The organism is Spirosoma flavus, assembly GCF_054778555.1.
Genome location: NZ_BAAGZL010000007.1, coordinates 165789 through 185576, shown reverse-complemented (window position 1 = coordinate 185576; position 19788 = coordinate 165789). Strand labels below are relative to the sequence as shown.

General features: G+C 48.5%; 16 protein-coding genes and 1 tRNA gene. 7 read left to right on the top strand and 10 right to left on the bottom strand.

Annotation, left to right across the window (positions count from 1 at the left end; all coding sequences use genetic code 11):
• Window positions 1-16 precede the first annotated feature (16 nt).
• Both ACYVF1_RS27795 and ACYVF1_RS27790 read left to right on the top strand, forming a co-directional pair.
• Entirely contained in the window at window positions 17-1333 is a 1317-nt protein-coding gene (locus tag ACYVF1_RS27795) for a tetratricopeptide repeat protein (RefSeq protein ID WP_461085147.1), read from the top strand.
• Window positions 1334-1445: 112 nt separating this feature from the next.
• Window positions 1446-3716 carry a TonB-dependent receptor gene (locus ACYVF1_RS27790; protein ID WP_461085145.1) on the top strand — a complete coding sequence of 757 codons (2271 nt, stop codon included), beginning with the start codon at window positions 1446-1448 and terminating at the stop codon, window positions 3714-3716.
• Window positions 3717-3797: 81 nt separating this feature from the next.
• On the opposite strand, the gene ACYVF1_RS27785 is transcribed toward ACYVF1_RS27790, so the two are convergent.
• Window positions 3798-3871 (bottom strand) — tRNA-Ala (locus tag ACYVF1_RS27785).
• A gap of 149 nt (window positions 3872-4020) precedes the next feature.
• Between ACYVF1_RS27785 and ACYVF1_RS27780 the strand changes: the two genes are divergently transcribed.
• Window positions 4021-4275: a GIY-YIG nuclease family protein gene (locus ACYVF1_RS27780; protein ID WP_461085143.1), complete on the top strand. Its 255-nt coding sequence runs from the start codon at window positions 4021-4023 to the stop codon at window positions 4273-4275.
• A gap of 180 nt (window positions 4276-4455) precedes the next feature.
• Here ACYVF1_RS27780 and ACYVF1_RS27775 read toward each other — a convergent pair whose 3' ends face one another.
• From ACYVF1_RS27775 to ACYVF1_RS27765, 3 genes are all read right to left on the bottom strand, one after another.
• The gene (locus ACYVF1_RS27775) at window positions 4456-5064 is read right to left on the bottom strand and encodes a C40 family peptidase (RefSeq protein WP_461085141.1); all 609 of its coding nucleotides are present in this window, start codon (window positions 5062-5064) and stop codon (window positions 4456-4458) included.
• Between the two features lie 100 nt (window positions 5065-5164).
• Window positions 5165-7306, bottom strand: coding sequence for a Tex family protein (locus ACYVF1_RS27770; RefSeq protein ID WP_461085139.1), 2142 nt, complete (start codon window positions 7304-7306; stop codon window positions 5165-5167).
• Window positions 7307-7419: 113 nt separating this feature from the next.
• Complete coding sequence (locus ACYVF1_RS27765; protein ID WP_190888703.1) at window positions 7420-7611, bottom strand: cold-shock protein; 192 nt, start codon at window positions 7609-7611, stop codon at window positions 7420-7422.
• 326 nt (window positions 7612-7937) lie between these two features.
• On the opposite strand from ACYVF1_RS27765, the gene ACYVF1_RS27760 reads away from it, so the two are divergent.
• Window positions 7938-8837, top strand: coding sequence for a cupin-like domain-containing protein (locus ACYVF1_RS27760; protein ID WP_461085137.1), 900 nt, complete (start codon window positions 7938-7940; stop codon window positions 8835-8837).
• 165 nt (window positions 8838-9002) lie between these two features.
• Window positions 9003-9794, top strand: coding sequence for a M23 family metallopeptidase (locus ACYVF1_RS27755; protein WP_461085135.1), 792 nt, complete (start codon window positions 9003-9005; stop codon window positions 9792-9794).
• Window positions 9795-9875: 81 nt separating this feature from the next.
• Here the strand turns inward: ACYVF1_RS27755 and ACYVF1_RS27750 are convergent, their stop codons facing one another.
• From ACYVF1_RS27750 to ACYVF1_RS27735, 4 genes are all read right to left on the bottom strand, one after another.
• Complete coding sequence (locus ACYVF1_RS27750) at window positions 9876-10085, bottom strand: hypothetical protein (protein ID WP_461085133.1); 210 nt, start codon at window positions 10083-10085, stop codon at window positions 9876-9878.
• A gap of 49 nt (window positions 10086-10134) precedes the next feature.
• Window positions 10135-11622, bottom strand: a complete 1488-nt coding sequence (locus ACYVF1_RS27745; RefSeq protein ID WP_461085131.1) for a CCA tRNA nucleotidyltransferase — start codon at window positions 11620-11622, stop codon at window positions 10135-10137.
• 69 nt (window positions 11623-11691) lie between these two features.
• The gene (locus tag ACYVF1_RS27740; RefSeq protein WP_461085129.1) at window positions 11692-12252 is read right to left on the bottom strand and encodes an L-threonylcarbamoyladenylate synthase; all 561 of its coding nucleotides are present in this window, start codon (window positions 12250-12252) and stop codon (window positions 11692-11694) included.
• 123 nt (window positions 12253-12375) lie between these two features.
• A complete protein-coding gene (locus ACYVF1_RS27735) occupies window positions 12376-13383 on the bottom strand; it encodes a nitrilase-related carbon-nitrogen hydrolase (protein ID WP_461085127.1) in 1008 nt (335 codons plus the stop codon).
• 185 nt (window positions 13384-13568) lie between these two features.
• On the opposite strand from ACYVF1_RS27735, the gene bshB1 reads away from it, so the two are divergent.
• Window positions 13569-14288: a bacillithiol biosynthesis deacetylase BshB1 gene (bshB1, locus tag ACYVF1_RS27730; protein ID WP_461085125.1), complete on the top strand. Its 720-nt coding sequence runs from the start codon at window positions 13569-13571 to the stop codon at window positions 14286-14288.
• 85 nt (window positions 14289-14373) lie between these two features.
• Here the strand turns inward: bshB1 and ACYVF1_RS27725 are convergent, their stop codons facing one another.
• Window positions 14374-15741: a WG repeat-containing protein gene (locus tag ACYVF1_RS27725; RefSeq protein ID WP_461085123.1), complete on the bottom strand. Its 1368-nt coding sequence runs from the start codon at window positions 15739-15741 to the stop codon at window positions 14374-14376.
• A gap of 316 nt (window positions 15742-16057) precedes the next feature.
• Window positions 16058-18901 (bottom strand): PAS domain S-box protein, encoded by a 2844-nt coding sequence (locus tag ACYVF1_RS27720; protein ID WP_461085121.1) that lies wholly within the window; start codon window positions 18899-18901, stop codon window positions 16058-16060.
• 283 nt (window positions 18902-19184) lie between these two features.
• On the opposite strand from ACYVF1_RS27720, the gene ACYVF1_RS27715 reads away from it, so the two are divergent.
• A complete protein-coding gene (locus ACYVF1_RS27715) occupies window positions 19185-19748 on the top strand; it encodes a Crp/Fnr family transcriptional regulator (protein ID WP_461085119.1) in 564 nt (187 codons plus the stop codon).
• The last annotated feature ends 40 nt before the right edge of the window (window positions 19749-19788 follow it).

Sequence of the window (19788 nt, the reverse complement as noted above, 5' to 3'; positions counted from 1 at the left end):
TAATAACACATCTTTTATGAACTCCCTATACAATTTCACCAAACTAGGCAAAACGTTAGGTTTGCTTGTATTGATCTCGCTGATGTTCACGCAGATGGCTTGCAACAATAGCAAAAAAGACACAACGTCCAGTAGCGGCCCAAATCTGGAAATACCTTCCCTATTCGAACGTACTGGAGAATTAGCCAGCGCCAGTGAATGGCAACGTACTAAAGAAAAAGTGGCCGAACTGAAAGAGAAAATCAAAAAAGAACCCAATGACGTAAAGCCCCGGTTGCAGTTAGTAGTCATCTACCTGTCCGAAGCGCGTATTACCGGTGAACACCCTTATTATTATCCGGCCATTCTGACCATGCTGGACGGCGTGCTGGCTATGGATCCGAAAAACTTCGAAGCCACTACGTTTAAGGCATCGGTTAAAATGTCGCAGCACCAGTTTGCCGAAGCTCGTGAACTGGCCGAAAAAGCCCGGCAGATTAACCCCAATAATGCTTACGTGTACGGCGTTTTGGTCGATGCGAACGTAGAGCTGGGCAATTACGAAGAGGCCGTGGCCATGTCGGATAAGATGCAGGCACTAAAACCGTCGCTGGAAGCCTATTCGCGGGCGTCGTATCTGCGCGAAATTTATGGTAACTATCCTGGCTCTATCTCGGCCATGCAGTTGGCAGTACAGGCTGGTCTTCCCGGTTCTGAACCGCAATGCTGGACCAAAAACATCCTCGGACATTTATACGAAACAACCGGCCAGCTCGATAAAGCCGAGCAACAGTACATTGATATTCTCAAATTGCGGCCAAGCTATGCTTTTGCAATGGGTGGACAGGCTCGCGTATATAAAGCTCGTAAAGAGTATGATAAGGCGTTGGCAACCCTAGATAAAGCCGTTGCCGTGATGCCCGAATTTTCGTTTCATGAAGAAATGGCCGAAATCTATGCGTTGCAGGGAAACAAGGAAAAAGCGCAAAAGAAATACGCCGACGTAGCCAAAATGCTCGATGAAGATGCGCGCTCTGGACATGCGGTTGATCTGGAACTCTGTAAATTATATACCAAATCAGGTCAGTTAGATTCTGCTGCTTTTTATGGTCAGAAAGAGTTACAAAAACGCCCTAAAAACATCGACGTTAACCACGCGCTGGCCTGGGTTTATTACAACAAGCAAGACTACAAAAAGGCGGGCGAATACATGCAGGTAGCGCTACGTACCGGTAGCAAAGATCCTGAATTATTGCGGCAGGCGGGAGCCATTGAGCTGGCTTTAGGAAATCAGCAGCAGAGCAACAAATTGATGGCAGCTGCCCGGAAAACTAATCCAAAATTCATGCTTTAAGCACCACATTTTAGTGGGTTTTACCATCATTTTTATGTTGGTCTGGTTGTTTTTTGCTCATTAATTTTGTCGATCCGTTATCATGTTCCGTTTTTGTTACCTTCCTTTTTTTGTGAAATCTTTCTGGCGATTGAGTTTACGTGTCATTGTGTTGCTACTCACGAGCCTACCAGCTTTTGCGCATTTGGGAAATCTGTCGGGTACAGTCTATGACCAATCGACAAAACTGCCGTTACAGGGGGTTACGGTTCAGCTTACTGGGTTAGGAAAAGCGACTGTAACGAATGAGTTAGGTCAGTATAGATTTCAGAATCTGGTGGCGGCTCCTTACAAGCTTGAGCTATCGCATGTGGGTTTTCAAACACAGGTTAACGACGTAACAGTGCTTGACGATCAGACTACTACGTTGAACATCAGCTTGGTAGCCGCTTCGGTTGAGTTGCGTGAGGTAGTTATATCGTCGCAACGGGCGCACGACCAGCAATTGATCAGTAGACTCGATATTAAGCTACGTCCGATTACCAATTCGCAGGAAATTCTTCGGATGGTGCCGGGTTTGTTTATCGGACAACACGCGGGCGGGGGGAAAGCCGAACAAATTTTCCTGCGTGGCTTTGACCTCGACCATGGTACCGATATTCGTCTGAGTGTCGATGGAATGCCAGTCAATATGGTTTCGCATGCCCACGGACAAGGTTACGCCGATCTGCACTTTGTAATTCCCGAACTCGTGGAAGGTGTCGATTTTAAAAAAGGGCCCTACCGTACAGACAAAGGAAACCTAACTACGGCCGGCTGGGTTGATTTCCGGACACGCACCGCCCTCGATCACTCGTTCGCCAAATTGGAAGTCGGTCAATTTGATACGTATCGTGCCGTTGCTGGTATCGATTTGCTGGGAAGGAAAGGACGCGACAAAAACGAGTCGGCCTACGTAGCGTCGGAGTACTCGTATACAAATTCGTATTTTGATAACCCGCAGAATTTCAAGCGGGTGAACGTAGTGGGTAAGTATCACGGCCACGTATCACCCAATACGAATCTGACGCTGACTGGTACTACGTTCTGGAGCAGATGGAACCATTCGGGTCAGATTCCCGACCGGCTTGTGGATTCGGGACAAATCGGCTTCTTTGGTTCGGTTGACCCTACCGAAGGCGGTGAAACCAGCCGCACGAATGCCAATGTTCAGTTGGTGACCGTAACACCACGGAACAACGTTATCAAGAACCAGTTTTTCTACAGCAAATACAATTTCGAGCTGTATTCAAACTTTACTTTTTTTAAGGAAGATACGGTCAATGGCGACCAGATTCGCCAGAAAGAAAGTCGGAATTTGTTTGGCTACAACGGTAGCTATTCCATCGAAAATACCATCGGCAAAACAAGCTGGACAACAACTTTCGGCGCACAGTATCGACAGGACGTAACGAAACATACTGAACTGTCGCACACGATTAACCGCGCCGAGACCCTGAATCCGATTCAGTACGGTAACATCAACGAAATCAATGCCGCTCTTTACGCTGATGAGCTAATTCAGCTTTCTAGTCGATTCACGCTTAACGCCGGAGTACGTATTGATTATTTCCGCAGCCAATACGAAGATTTGTTAGCAATACCTGTTGCGCTCAAGCGTTCGAGTCAAACCATTGTATCGCCTAAATTAAATTTGTACTATACCGCGAATCCTCATCTGCAAGTCTACTTGAATACAGGTAAAGGTTTTCATTCCAATGATGCGCGGGTAGTAACAGCTCAAAACGGACGCGAAATTCTGCCAGCGGCTTATGGGTCTGATTTAGGAATCATTTTCAAACCCTTCCCCAAACTGCTGATCAACGCGGCTGCCTGGTATTTGTGGCTGCAACAGGAATTTGTCTACGTTGGCGACGAAGGCGTAGTAGAACCTAGCGGGCGCTCGCGTCGTCAGGGAATCGACGTATTGGTACGTTATCAACTCACCAAAACGCTCTTCGCCGACCTCGATTTCAACACAGCTAAACCCCGTTCCATCGATGCCGAAGCCGGAATGAATTATTTACCATTAGCGCCAGTCTTTACGTCGGTGGGAGGTGTGTCGCTTCAGAACGCTGGCTCTTGGAGTGGTTCGCTACGTTACCGGTACATGGCAAACCGCCCCGCTAATGAAGATAATTCAATTGTCGCCAAAGGCTATTTCGTCACCGACCTCCAGGCGAACTACACGAAACCACACTACGCCATTGGCTTATCCGTACAAAATCTACTCAACACCCGCTGGAAAGAAACCCAGTTTGATACCGAAAGTCGGCTAAAAGGCGAAGCGGGCCCCGTCGATGAAATCCATTTTACACCCGGCACGCCGTTTTTTGCAAGGTTGAGTGTTACGTTCTTTTGGTAGAATCTGACCTTGGAATAATAAAACAAAAATGCCTATTACGATCTCGTAATAGGCATTTTTGTTTTGAATTATTTAAACCAGTGGAGAATATCGGATTCGAACCGATGGCCTCTACAATGCCATTGTAGCGCTCTAGCCAACTGAGCTAATCCCCCGTTTTGTGGGTGCAAAGATGAGCAAAAAATCATCTTGTCCCAAACGGCCGTTTATTTTTTTCTCATCAACTGAATACTTTTCCATTTACTCAGTTAAAGTTTGTTTTCTGCCTACGATTACGTAGTTTTGATAACAGTCCCGTACCCGTATGCATACCGTTTATATCATCTATAGCCCAACCACTGACCAGTATTTCATTGGTCAGACGAAAGATTTGAAAATTACGCTGTGGCAACACAACGCGAAAACCAATCCAGCTACCGCCGACGGGAAACCGTGGGAAGTCAAATTCACGCAGGCGTTTGCTACGCGCAACGAAGCCCTGAGTCTGGAAATGAAACTGAAGAAAAAAGACCGCAACTTTTGGGAAGAGTTGATCAATACTCCGCAGCCCACGGTCTGAGTCATCTGATATAGCCAATACAACAAAAGCCACTCCTGGGAGTGGCTTTTGCTTTGTAGGCCCTGACAGGCTCTGGCTGTCAGAATCACCGGATGGTCTGTAGCTACCGAGTTAGTCGCTGACGCGACTCTGACAGCCAGAGCCTGTCGGGGCCTTCACTGACGACTATAGACTAACGACTTAAAACGGACGTAATGCTTTTACAAACCGCCCTTTAAAATAGTCAGAATACAGGTTATCCTCCCGAACACCCCTTGATGATGAAGCGTGAATGAAGCGAATATTCTGGTCGCCATTTACTTCCGTCACGATGCCCGTGTGCGATACGTAGCCAGCCTTGCCTTTGTCGGGAACGAAAAAGATGAGGTCGCCGGGCAGAATTTCGTTAACCTCCACTTCTCGCCCCACCTCCGACTGCTGCCACGAAACTCGAGGCATCCGCAGTCCAACGGTATTAAACACGGCGTAAACCAGTCCTGAGCAATCAATGCCGTCAGTCGTGTTGCCCCCGGTCCGATACGGCGTACCTGTATACGTGCGGGCAATTTTCACCACTTCGGGAACGTAGCGGTTTTCGTAGGTCCGTCCGTCGACCACTTTACCGGTCGGTTTAGCAGGAACAGCAGGTGGCCGGGCCGGAGTTTTGCCGGTTCTGGCAACGGGTCGTGATGACGAACGACTAACCGATGGGCCATTGGAACGTAGAACCTCGCAGGACGTAATGAGTGATAGCAGGCAGGCGCTCAGCAGTACGGGACGAATAACCTCCCGAGACCAGCGTTGAAGCATACACGTTTGGGTTAGGGGAACAACTACCGATTTGCCCCATTCTAGCACGTAGTAAGGGCTGTAATCGGCTTTAAAACCATTACATGAACGGTGCAACCTATTAAATTTTCAGAGATAATGCAATCCGTTTGCGGGCTTTATCTACTTCCATCACCTTAACTTTTACTTTCTGGTACACGCTGACAACAGTTTTGGGGTCTGATACGTAGCGATTCGCCATCTGCGATACGTGAACCAGCCCGTCCTGCTTCACACCGATGTCGACAAATGCGCCAAACGCGGTAATATTTGTCACCACACCGGGGAGAATCATGCCTTCGTGTAAATCATCAACGGTACGAATGCGACTATCGTATTCAAACACTGAAAGTTGTTCTCGTGGATCGCGTCCGGGACGGGCTAATTCGGCAAGGATATCCTTGAGCGTTGGCAAACCAACCGTATCACTAACGTAGCGTTCGGGCTTGATCTGCTCCCGCAACTCAGGCCGACGTATCAGATCGGTTACCGTACTTTTCAGATCAGCCGCCATTTTTTCAACCAGCGCGTAGCGTTCGGGGTGAACGGCACTATTGTCGAGTGGATTGGTAGCTTCGTCGATACGTAGAAAAGCCGCACATTGCTCAAAAACCTTTGGCCCAAGCCGGGGCACTTTTTTGAGTTGATTCCGCGACGTAAAAGCGCCATTTTCGGCTCGATACGTAACGATATTCCCGGCCAGTTGGGGACCAAGTCCCGATACGTAACGTAGCAGATGCGGGCTTGCGGTATTGAGCGATACGCCCACCTGATTCACGCAGCTTTCGACCACCGTATCAAGGCTATTCTTTAACTCCGACTGATTAACATCGTGTTGGTACTGCCCTACCCCAATGGATTTCGGGTCGATTTTAACTAATTCGGCCAGCGGGTCCATGAGCCGACGGCCAATGCTTACCGCACCACGTACCGTTACGTCCTGATTCGGGAATTCTTCGCGCGCTACGTCCGACGCCGAATACACCGAAGCGCCCTGTTCACTGACCATAAAAACGGGCTTGTTCAGTTGCAGTTGCTGAATAAACTCTTCGGTTTCGCGACCCGCCGTACCATTTCCAATCGCAATAGCGTCGATTTTGTGTTTTTCGACTAACTTTTGTACAACCTGAACCGCCTGTTGCCGCTGTGCCTCCGAATGACTCAGGTAGAGCACTGTATCCGTCAATAAATTTCCCTGGGCATCCAGGCAAACGGTTTTGCAGCCCGTTCGGTAGCCGGGATCGATAGCCAATACGCGCTGTTGGCCAAGCGGTGGGCTGAGCAATAGCTGCCGCAGATTATCCGCAAAAATCCGGATGGCTTCGGCGTCGGCTTTATCTTTTGAACTGTTCGAAAACTCGGTTTCAATCGATGGTTTAAGCAGTCGTTTGTAGCCGTCGCGAATTGCCAGCGTCATTTGTTCATGGCAAGCCCTTGATGCAGATCGGTCGGCTACAAACTGGCGTTCCAGACGTTCGAGCGCGGCCTCTTCGTCGGGCCCGATACTTACTGACAGGAATCCTTCAGCTTCTCCCCTACGTAGCGCCAGTAACCGGTGCGACGGCACGCGACGTAGTGGTTCTGCAAAATCGAAATAATCGGAAAATTTCACGCCCTCCGTCTCTTTTCCTTTCTTAACCACAGAGCGAATAATGGCTTCCCGATCGAACAGATTACGCATCCGCTGGCGGGCGTCTGCATCTTCACTGATACGTTCGGCCAGAATGTCGCGGGCGCCTTGCAACGCATCTGCTACGTCGGGAACGGCGTCTGACAGGTAACGTTGAGCCACGCGCTCCAGATTACTTTCCCGTTGCAATTGTATTACGTTGGCGAGCGGTTCCAGTCCGCGTTCAATAGCTATGGTAGCGCGCGTTTTACGTTTTTGACGGTAGGGCAGATATAAATCTTCTAAGTCAGTCAACGTATCGGCGGCTTCGATTTTCCGGCGCAGGTCGGGCGTTAATTTTTTCTGCTCGTCAATGGATTTTAGAATTGCATCCCGGCGCTTATCCAGTTCGATTAGTTTTTGATACGTATCGCGAATCTGCCCGATCTGGAGTTCATCGAGCGGACTTCCATTGGATGCTGCCGTGACTTCTTTACGGTAACGAGCAATAAAAGGCACAGTGGCTCCGCTGTTGAGCAGGTCAATAGTGGCACTCACCGACTTAGGGTTCAGGCTTAACCTTGCGGCAATACGTTGTTCAATAGATTGGGACATGTACTAAAAAACGGGAATGAAACAAGCCACAAAAATGGCTCTACAAACCGACAGGGCAAAAAAAAACATGCCGTGGGGCATGTTTTTACAACGGTCGTCTGTATATCTTACAATTAAGCTATTTCGACATTAACGGCGTTTAGGCCTTTCTTACCGCGTTCAACTTCAAATTTAACTTTGTCGTTTTCACGGATTTGGTCGATGAGACCAGTAGCGTGTACAAAAATGTCTTCGCCACCTTCATCGGGTTTAATGAATCCAAACCCTTTGGTTTCATTAAAGAATTTTACAGTTCCTGTTTGCATTGTTTGGTTTAAATTTGGGCGAATAACGACACAATAAAATTTATTTCCAAATCTATTTTCTGAATTTATACAGTTTAATCAAACATTTTTTCTGACACAAAATTGACCAAAACACATTACAGTACTGTATTTTTCATAGAACACCCTCCTTTCTCAATTTCTTTAGCTCTCGTTAAGTGACCCAACTTCGAAAACTGTGTCTGAATTTCAGACAGTATGCTTTTCAACGAAGCATACCATTTCTTACTAGTTTATAAGTTTTCATATTTATTTACTTATAACAGTAATCCATTTATCGGGCCCATAAAATAATTGACTTGACGGACATGGTAGCGACAACGGGAGTAGCCAACGCAAAGCAAATCACTCAAATAGATAAGCGCACGAATATTTCCCGGAAGGAATTGCTCGCCGAATACGTTGAACCAGCCATTCCGGTGGTGTTGACCGATGCTACGCGCGACTGGAAAGCGATGGGCAAACTCACACCCGAGTTTTTCAAAAAGAACTACGGTCATATTTCCAAGGAGATCAAAGGCACTACCTACACCTTGTCTGAGTACGTTGATCTGATGTTGGCGTCGACGCCTGAAAAACCGGCCCCTTACCCGTTCAACATCGACATGCGGCAGTACGTCCCCGAATTGCTGAGCGATATACAGCCCGAAATCCTGTACGGAAAGTCAGACCGGGTCAATCATCCCTTGTTACCCAAGTTTATGCTCAATGCGACAACCGTATATGAGCTTTTTTTCGGGGGCAATGGCGGCTTCTTCCCGTTTCTGCACGTAGATGCTTTGTTTCTGCACACGCAGATTACGCAATTGTACGGCTCGAAGGAATTTTTCCTTTATCCGCCCGATCAGGCCTCTTACATGTACCCGCGCGAAGACAACGACAAAATTTCGCAGGTGAACGCATTTCAACCTGATTATGAGAAATTTCCACTGTTCAGAAAAGCTACACCCTTGCGCGTAACAGTCAACCAAGGCGAAACCATTCTGTTTCCAACGCGCTGGTGGCACACAACTCAAATTCACGAACCATGCATTTCGGTCGGGCGTATACAACTCAACGCCGGAAACTGGGGCGATTTCACTGACGACATTTACAAACTCTGGAACCGGTTGCATCCTGGTCATCCAAAGTTGGCAACCCCCGCACTGATTTACAATAAATTAGTCGGCCAGGTCATGAATATTCAGGAGAAATTCTCCGCCGTCTAGCGGCTTCTTTCTTAACTACTACGTATCCGAATCAGCCCATGCCTCAGGTATGGGCTGATTCGTTTCCCACCTTGTTACGTCCCGACTTAGTGTCGATTTCACTACTTTCCGTATTTTTGGCGGCTTACTAAAAAACGAGTAGTGAAGATTGACATAACTTCGTTCATGCGAATAGCTGGAATGGTTGGGGCATTGTTGATTGGCGGCCTGAATGCGGCTTCGTCTCAGGTTGTCATCAGCAATAACGATGAGCCTTCGCTGTACACGTATTGCCAGCATTTTCAGACTTTATACACCCAGATCCGCGAGCAGACTGTTACGCCCGATTCGGCCAGGAAACAGTTCAGCCACATCATGCATAGCTTGCAGAATCGGTTTCGGAGTGAAGAAAGTTACCCGCAGGATTCGCTCCAGCGCGATAGTCTACAACGGTCAGGACTTTATTTCAATTTCCCTATTCGTGGGTATACTAGCAGCGCCATTGGCGGAACGCATGGCGAAGGTTTTAAGGGAAAAGGGTTCGATTTATTTGATTATAACGTAAGAGGCAGCCATCCAGCCCAGGATATTTTCATCAGCGACCGAAATCAGGATAATATTGACGACCGAAGCGGTCAGCCCGTTGATATTTTAGCTATGAGTAGTGGTTTGGTGCTGGCCATTGAAACCGCCTGGAAACCCGGCTCCGAATATCGGGGCGGCAACTGGATTTGGGTGTATGATCCTATCATGCACGGGTTGTTTTATTACGCTCACAACAGTCAGGTCGATGTGAGGCCGGGGCAATGGGTAGAAGCGGGGCAAAAACTGGCCGAAATGGGCCGAACGGGCTTCAATGCTTACAAAGCCCGGTCGCCAACACACCTGCATTTGATGTACTTACAAATCCAGCCTGACGGCCTCCCCCAACCGATTAACCCGTATGCCTGGTTGCTGACGGCAAAACTGGCCAAATAAAGGAAGAATGGGAAGATCGTTTAAAAGCGTCTTTGTCATGCACACGAAGGCAGCATGACAGACTTTATAGTTCCTGCATCTCTACGATTCGCGGACCAAATTGACGCCGGTAACCAGAAAAATCATTCCGACGATGAACGGGGCTGCTGACTCAAACTTCGAGACACTCATGCCCAGCACCGGTTTTCCATCTGACAGGAAAGCAACCAAGGCAAACAAAACCACAACTACGCCTAAAATAGTAAGCGCAGCCCCAAAAAAACGCCGGAAATTTGTATTGTTATTGTCCATAAGTCAATGTAAAATGAAATGGTAGGCGGTGGAAGTCAGTGCGTAACAATTATTTATTTTTTATCCCTGCCTGTAACCCGCGTTTACGACCTTCCTCAAGCAGCAGCGGATAAGCGGCCTCTAACGTATTGGCAACTACACCGTCCAGAATGGCCTCTCGCAAGATAGTTTTGATGTCACCCACCACGCGGGAAGGCGGCACCCCGAATGTTTCCATGATGAGTTCGCCCGTGATAACCGGCTGGAAATTACGAAGCTTGTCGCGTTCTTCCAGATCGTGGAGTTTTCGCTCTACCTTATCAAAATTACGGAGATGTTTTTGCACCTTCTCGTAATTTTTCGACGTAATATCAGCCCGACAAAGCGCCATTAGTCCTTCCAGATCATCTCCGGCATCAACCAGTAAACGACGTAGCGCAGAGTCGGTTATTTCTTCTTTGGTTAGGGCAATGGGCCGCAAGTGCAGACGTACCAGTTTCTGAACGTAGCGCATGTGCTCATTTAGTGGCAGTTTCATCGTTCGGAAAATACCTGGAACCCAACGAGCTCCCAAATCTTCGTGTCCGTGAAACGTCCAGCCCACTTTAGCGTCGAAACGTTTTGTAGCGGGTTTGGCGATATCGTGCAGCAGAGCCGCCCAACGTAGCCAGAGTTCATCTTCAGATCCTGTTTTCTCCTTCTGCGTTCGATTCGCTACGTTGTCGAGTACCTGCAGCGTATGGTAAAAATTATCCTTATGGCCCTTCCCTTCAATGGTTTCGACGCCTTTTAGAGCAATCAATTCCGGAAAAATACGGTCCAGCAAACCCGCGTGATACAGAAGTTTGAAACCATACGAAGGCGTCGGCGATAGGACTATTTTATTCAGTTCGTCCGTCACTCGTTCGCGCGAAACGATGGTGATACGTTCGTTCATGCGGATGATGGCGTCGAACGTATCAGGGTCGATGTCGAAGCCGAGTTGTGAGGCAAACCGAATGGCCCGCATCATACGTAGCGGGTCGTCGGAGAACGTAACGTCGGGGTTTAGGGGCGTGCGAATTATTTTTCGCCTGATGTCTTTCAGGCCATCGAATGGGTCGAGCAGATCGCCGAAAGCGGTGGCGACTTCGCCGTTACGTTGCTTCAGATTGCGGTTTAAGCTGATACCCATGGCGTTGATGCTGAAATCCCGGCGATTCTGATCGTCTTCGAGCGTACCATCTTCCACAATTGGTTTCCGCGAATCAGCCCGGTATGACTCCTTGCGGGCACCCACAAATTCAACTTCCCATTCCTGATCGCCCTGCATCGCCCGCAACATGGCCGTCCCAAAATTCGGGAACACCGCTACGTTGGTACCAAGTGCTTTCCCGACAGCTTCGGCCAATTGAATTCCGCTGCCAATGCACACTACGTCGATATCCTTCGAAGGCCGCCCCATCACCAAATCGCGCACAAATCCGCCGATCACGAAAGCGGGCAAACCGAGCGCATCGGCCTGCTGAGCAATCGTTTCAAAAATTGGATTTGTTTGGATGGTATCCTTAAAATTCATGAAAAAGATGTCGATAGTCGTTAGTCAAGAATCGTCAGTCTACTTTGCGAACACCTGACGGCTGACTACTTATTTTCTTATAAAATTAATTTCTCCATTTACCTTCAGTCGCATGATGCGCGGACGTTTCGGCATTCCCGGCAACGTACCAAACCGTTCAGCAACAAGGGGTTCAGTGACAGGAGGTAGCGTCAGCGATTCGAACGGCACGGTGAGTAAGCCACGCCCAAAACTACCGATAAGGCGCTGTATGTCAGCATTTAAAGCCCGACGAACGGCCAATTCACCCGCCGATACTGGCTCTGTTGGTAGCGATTCGGCGGGTTGCCATACACGTAGTGATACGTTCTTTCCCTGGTCATAAACCACCGTCAACGGATTTTCGGCAAACTCAACCAGGTCATAGGCTACATCAGGAATTTTCGCTACGTATAAACTCAATTGGTCAGTATTGTGAATTAAAACCGTTGGTCGCAGGTTAGCAGGCATCGCCGACGTTGCCGTCAGGAGTTGCTCAACTGCTACGTCGTGAAGAGGGTCGGCGGCAAGTGACCAGCCAGTTTCGTCGGCGAGGGCGATGATCTTTCCCTGCCGAACTAGATAAGCGATGTCCCGAATCGTTGATGTCATACCAGCCGCAAAAATACGGTAAGTTTATGAAAGACGACCAACGACTCGCAGATGGTACGTTAAAGAACAATTTTGTCTTTCTACATCTGGCACCGGCTGCCCGGCTCAGCCTGACAAAATTTCTTAGCTGTATAATCGCTTGATTACCTCCTGTTGAGTACGCACGAAATGCTGACGTTCGGCGGGTTGCCCCAGCAACGTATCGGGGGGGTAGCTGCTGTGTTTGGCGTAACTCTCGGCGTAAAGCTCGAATCGCTGGCGGGCTAGTAAGTTGGTGATGGCGGGCCGTTGCCGAAACTCCCGTAACGCGGCTAAATCAATATCAGCATTAGCTGCCAGGCTCTCTCCGTAGCCCGCTTCGGCTAGCACTAAACCTTTCGGATCGATGATTTTAGAACCTCCGTCCGTCGTTCCCATTGGTACGACTCCACCCGATACACCCCCCGAATTTGCCGACACTACGTAGGCCATGTTTTCGATGGCGCGCGCCTGCTTGGCTATCTTTTGAGGAGTCATGAGCGGACTACTCATGTCAGAAGTGGAGTGAATCAAGACCTCAGCCCCGCGCATAGCGAGACAGCGAGCCACTTCTGGATACAGAATCTCTTCCGATGCCAGGCAAGCTAGGTTGCCGATGTTGGTTTTCGTGACCGGAAACAGCGAATCGTACCCGTACGCATCCAGATATAACTCCCAGACATCGTGGGGAGTGGGCATGTACATGGCATTTAGCCGCCGGTAACGCAGCAATACGTCGCCGTTGGGGCCCATGATGAAACTAGTCTGGAAATAGAGTTCCGGAAAAAATGAATCCTGTTCGTATACATTTCCCGAAAAATAAATTTGCTGACGCTGCACCATGGCGCTCATGGCTTCATACACTCGACCGTCGATTTCAAGAGCCGCTTTTTCGCGCCACTGGTCGATGGTTTCGGTGGCTGGTGGGCCGCTCAGAAAGTGTTCGGGGGTTACAATCAGTAATGTTTCGCGGCCCAAGTAGCCAATGGAAGCTGCAATTTGCCCTTCAATACGTTCGATGGTCTGGAGCATCTGCGTTTCCGACTCTTCACGGGTACGGCAGGCATGAACGGTCTGACAGGTTAGTTGAAGAGCAAGCGCCTTATACGACATAGGTTAGGTAGAGTCAGGATTGGGGTTGCCAAAATAATAGGTTTGCCGCAAAAAATAGCAACCGGCCCTTTTTTCGAAGAAGTTGAAACAAATCGATAGACAAGAACGGTTAAGCTATCAATTAGTAAACCATTCTCACTAACTGCCTGCCAGCAAGGCATTTGTTTTCTGGTAACTACACATCTATGCATGTTGATGTACTGGCCATTGCCGCCCACCCCGATGATATTGAAATGACCTGTGCCGGCACTATTCTGTCGCTCATAGCACAGGGGAAAACCGTAGCGGGCGTCGACCTCACCCGTGGTGAATTGGGCACGCGCGGTACGCCTGAGATTCGGGCGCAGGAAGCCGCTGAAGGAGCCCGAATCATGCAATTGTCGGCCCGCGAAAATATGGGGTTCCGGGATGGCTTTTTCCGTAACGATGAAGAACATCAGATGGCGCTCATCCCGATTATCCGGCATTATCGCCCCCAAATTATTCTGACGAACACTGTTGACGACCGCCACCCCGATCACGGCCGAGCGGCTGAACTGGTGGTGCAGGCCTGCTTTTACGCAGGTCTTCGGCAAATCAAAACAGTCGATAAAGACGGGCAGCCCCAGGAAGGGCATCGCCCTCTTTTCATCTACCATTTTATCCAAGATCGGTCACTAAAACCCGATTTCGTGGTCGACGTAACACCTTACTGGGATCAGAAGCTGGATGCCATTAAAGCGTATAAAAGTCAGTTTTTTAACCCCGACAGCAATGAACCGCAAAGTTATATTTCGGGGGAACCGTTTATGAAATTTCTGGAGTCACGCACCCGTGAACACGGCCACATGATCGGCGCTGAATTCGGCGAAGGATTCATTACCAAACGGATGCTGGGCGTGAACGATTTGTTTGCGTTGCGGTAAAAAAGTTGTAGGGTTACCGAGTTGTAAAGTTCATAGCACATCAGTCAACTTTACAACTCGGTAACCCTACAACTCTATAACTCATCTACTCCCCCTGCCAGACTATTTTGCCTTCCCGGTTCAGGTATACCATCTTTAATTCACCCATCATCCGCCCTTTCTCCATACGAGCCAGGCCATTGTGAAATAACGTAACGGTAGCGTACTCCGTCGGAACTACTTCGCGCCCGGTTTTATCGATGAACCCCCAGCGATGGTCTTTACTCTCAACGCCCGCCAATCCATCTTTAAACATGCCGACAAACAGGTACGGCAAAACGCCACTGACCGTTTTTCCGGAGGAGTCGATTAATTGCCAGCCTTTTCCATCGCTACGTTTCACTGCCGCTATGCCTTCCGAAAAACGCATCCCCAGCTCGTATTGAGCCGGAATTATCCAGTCACCTTTGCGGTTTATGTATCCATATTTCGACGATCCTTTGGGCCGAACCTGCGCCAGTCCTTCCGAAAACGATTCGACGTATTCAAACGTAGGATCGAAGGCGAACGAGCCTGTTTTGTCGACGTAACCCGCTGGCCCATTATTAAAGGTTGTGTATACGGCCGCTAATCCTTCAGAAAATCTGGATACCCAGCAGGCCCGCTCAAACTTGGGTTCAACGACCCACTCGCCAGACGGATTAATAAATCCATTTCGTCCGTTCATTTTTGCAACGGCCCGACTCTCCGAAAAATCGGAGGCTTCTTCGAAATGGGGAGCTATTGCTATTCTACCCAGTCTGTCAATAAAGCCTGTTTTTCCATCGACTTCGATACGTCCCATGTTCTCCGAAAACGGATGTGCTTTATCGAATTGGCAGGGAATCACTACGTTCCCCAACTGGTTAATATAGCCCTCTTTCCAGACGGTTCTTTCGCCATGGATAGTTACGATCGTCACCACAGCCATACCTTCGCTGAAATCATCGGCCCGGTCGAACTGAGGCCGGATAACAAGCTGGGCTTTGTTGTTGATGTAGCCCCATTTTTCGCCAACACGTACCGGATATAATTCGTCGGGAAGGCCGCTCATTGCATCGGAAGCCAAGGCTGGTTCGGCTGGGGTAAAGAATCCGTCTTTTATCATGTATGGAAGTGCTGTTGCTACGCCCAATCCTAGTATGATCCAAAACCCGAACACAACCAGGCGACTCTGGCGATCCAAGAACTGCACCATTGGCAGGTTACCATTTCCGATTTTTTGTTGCGCGGCCAGATAATTCTGTAGAACGATCGGAACCAGGGCCATTACCAGAAGCAGAAACAAACCAAAAACGACGTATGGCCCTGTCTTTCGCCAGGCTGGACTATCTACGCCATTTGGAATCAATACGTTACCGATAATGCCAAGCAGAATAAACACCAGCACGGTACCAATCGCCAACCCGTAATACGGTTTAAGATTGAGTTGCATGGATGCCCCGGTTAAAAGTTGCAGGTGTATAAGAAGGCGTTTATCCGCGACCAATGGCATATGGCCCAACTAATCATAAGCCATATGAGCCTAGGCCATGCCTGGTCGGGCAGTAACTGGTACGTATCACCTATGGCAGCATTCATTGATTTCATGACGGTTTCAGGAAGGAAATTTCGAGAACGTCACAAAAGTAGAAAGGTCAATCAGGGGTTAACAGACCAAACTAATAACAGGCTGGTTTGGTCAAATAAACGGGGTTATCGGGCTGGTACGTGGTACGTATCTGAGCCAGATTTTAGCTCGGCTCAAGCTTCTATATAGCCGGAAAATACATGATAAATGTAGCGCCCTGCCCGGGTTTGCTGGTAGCGGTAATGGCCCCGCCGTGATTGGCTACAACCTTATCGCATATGGCCAGACCGATGCCTGTACCGGCAAATTCGCTCCGGTTGTGCAGCCGTTGAAAAACCTGAAAAATGCGCTCTACGTATTTCTCATCGAAGCCTATTCCATTATCTGCTACGTCGATACGGTTATAAATAGGTACCTGCCTGGCGGGTCGGACAGAATTCGGCAAATCGGCCATTTTCACCTGCTGGGAACGTATCACAATGGTTGGCTTGACATCGTTCCGGCGGAATTTGAGCGCATTACTCAGCAGATTCTGGAAAAGCTGGCCCAACTGCGAGCGGTCGCCCAAAACGTCGGGTAAAGACTCAACTTGTAACGTAACGCCCGATTCCTGAATAGAAAGTTCCAGATCAGTAAGGACCGATTTAACGACATCGTTCAACGATATGCGTCGGGTACTATCCTGCCGGGTCGAAATGCGCGAAAACGTAAGGAGATCGCGAATGAGTGTCGACATTCGGCCAGCCGCTTTTTGCATTCGATCCAGGTACTGACTTCCTTCGCCGATCTGGGTGCCGTACTGATTTATCAGAATATCGCCAAACGACTGGATTTTACGTAGCGGTTCCTGCAAATCATGGCTGGCGATATACGCAAATTGTTCCAGATTCTGATTGGAACGTTGTAAATCCTGAACTGAATGCGCCAGCTCATCGTTTGTGGTGGCTAGTTCTTCGTTAGCGGTTGCCAGTTCTTCATTGGTTGAGGCCAGCTCTTCAGTGCGTTGTTGAACCTGAAGTTCAAGTTCCTGCTGTACACGCCGTTGCTCAGTAACGTCCTGCGCCGTTCCGCTCAGAAATTCGGGCATACCCGCGTCATCATAAAATACTTGCCCCTGCGCGTGAATGATACGTACCTGGCCCGTTTTGTGGTTAACAATGGGGTGCTCGTTTTCATATATACCCGATGAACCCGGTTCGATAGCCGCAGCAAGTAAGTTGGCCGACGACTGCCGGTATTCATCAGGCATTGCCCTAAAGGCTTCTTCAACAGGTGCCGATTGTTCAGAGAGCCCCAGCCAATCCATAAACCGCTCCGAAAAGCTTAATTGACCCGTGGGAATGTGTATACTCCAGGTAACCAGTTCGGCCAGTTCAATAGCACCACGTAACGCCAGTTCGGCCTCTTCGGCACGTTGCCGGTCTTTCACGGCATCCGTTACGTCGATAGAAATATCAAGAATTGCATACACTTCCCCCAGTTCATTCAAAACCGGCGAAAAAGTGATGTTGTAGAAGCTATGGGTCATCACACCGTCTTTCATGATGTTGACCTGGGAGCCAAAACTCTGGAACATTTTACCCGACGTATACACATCATCCAGAATGTGCAGAAACGGCTGATTTTCAAGCTCAGGCATTACGTCGCGCAGGGGTTTACCCGTAATATCGGGACCTTTTCCAACGATATCGACAAACGCCTGATTGGGCATCTCTATGAGCAAATCACGCCCCACAAACAGTCCCATTGCCGCCGGAGCCGTTGAGAAAATAGACCGCAATTTTGCTTCGCTCGCTTCTACTTTTTGTATGGCCAGCACCTGTTCCGTTACGTCGACAGCCATATCCATGATGGCATAAACCTCGCCAGCCGAGTTACGTAACGGTTTGTACGTAAAGTTGAAGTAAAACGTTCTCAGCGCGCCATCGACCTCTAAATCAGCCCGCATATGCTGGGCGGTGTAGGCTTCTCCTGTTGTATATACCCGGTCTAGAATATCCAGAAAAGGTTGTCCTTTCAGCTCGGGAACCGCTTCGATTATCGGTTTGCCAATTACGGACCAGTCTTTGCCCCAGTAGCCAATCATCACTTCATTGGCTACTTCAACAACTAAATCGCGCCCGACAAACAGACACGTAGCAACGGGAGCTTCCTGAATCAGGCTGCGGAAACGGGCTTCGCTGGCCTCTATCGCCTGGCGCTGCTTTACCTGCTCGGTAATTTCGATGCAAACCACCGTAACACCAATAATGCTGTTGCCCGTGCTATAATAGGGTTCGTAGACAAAATCGATGTAGGCCGTTTCCAGCCGCCCATTACGTTCCAGCGTGATCGATCGTTCGTTAGCCACAAGTCGTTCACCTGTTACGTAAACATTCATCAGTAGCTCCTCATAGCCTTGTCCCCTGGCTTCGGGAAGAGCCTCGAACAGGGGTTTGTTCATGACCTGCTCGCGCTTCCGGCCCCAGAATTCAAGCACCCGGTCATTGGCCAGCGTGACGACAAATTCAGGACCGCTAAACAACGCTACCGCCACTGGAGCCTTCTCAACAATGGTTCGAAAACGTTCTTCGCTTTCAATTAGCGACCGTTGCGGGCTGCTTTCTGTTGATTGCCAATTAGCGAAATTTATAGGCTGGGCCGTACCAGTAAAGCGATAAGCAATGTTATCTTCATTGAAAAACGCTTTACCCAGACAATGCAGCCAGCGCACCTTACCATCATTGACGCCAATTGTCCGAAACCAGCAGTCATACTGGCCACCTGATTCAGGGTTAAGTGCCCATTGCACAGCCTCATGCACCCGTGGGCGGTCGTCGGGGTGCATATAACGTAACACCTCGTCGTACGAAACTTCGTCGTCTTTAGCAAACCCGTAGAGTTCCCGACAACGCTCGTCCCAGTAAACAAGCTGATCAATTGGATTTAAATCCCAGATACCTATCCCACTAGCCTGAAGGCAAAACTTCAAACGTTCATTGGCGGCTACTTCTTCCAGATTTACTGATTTTTGGTCGCCATTCATAGTGGATAGGTATTACTCATACAAATTGATGCGTCACTAATTCTCAAAGTAAGCAGACTTTTCACAGTACTGAACTACCTACGCTGGAAACTGTTTGGTTGGATTCCTTAGCGAAAATATACTTTACCGCCTTATAAGGACATATATTTCCAATCGGGCAGCAATACGTCTTTCTGTATTCATACCAACGTATACTCCTCTTGCTCAGATGTGTAAAAAATCTGTTCTTGCTATTAAAAATGATGTATACAATCCGGATAATTCACGCATTTCTTTTAAAAAGATGACCCTTATCGAGTATATAAATGCTACCGTAAAAACAGATTTTAAAGACAATCGGGAGCTTCCTTTTAAGGTATACCGAAAAACGTTTAAAAAAGGAGATATCATTTCTTCATACGGTCTGATTGAACGTAATGCTTATTTTCTGGTCAGTGGCTTGATTGAAATAACCGTGCAAAAAGACGTAGAGGAGCGTATTGTCGATTTTTTTCTACCCGGTAGTTTTTTCAATTCATATACGTCATTTCTGACGCAGCAACCGTCCGATACGCAGGTTAGTGCTTTGATTGATTCCGAAGTTGACGTAATAACGTATGACGAACTACAGAATGCCTACAAAACGTCGCTGGTTGCCAATCAGTTAGGTCGCCTAGCAACTGAGTCCATTTTTGTCAACAATACTAACCGGGAAAAAGACTTTCTGACGAAATCAGCGCAGGAACGTTACAATGATCTTTTATCGACCAGACCTCAGTTAATCAATCTCGTTCCGGTTCATAAAATTGCCAAATACCTGGGTATCCACCCGGAAAGTCTGAGTCGGCTTCGCAAAAGCATTTCCTAACATAGGTTAGCGTTGAAGTCTTAAAATTCGGGGACCTTTA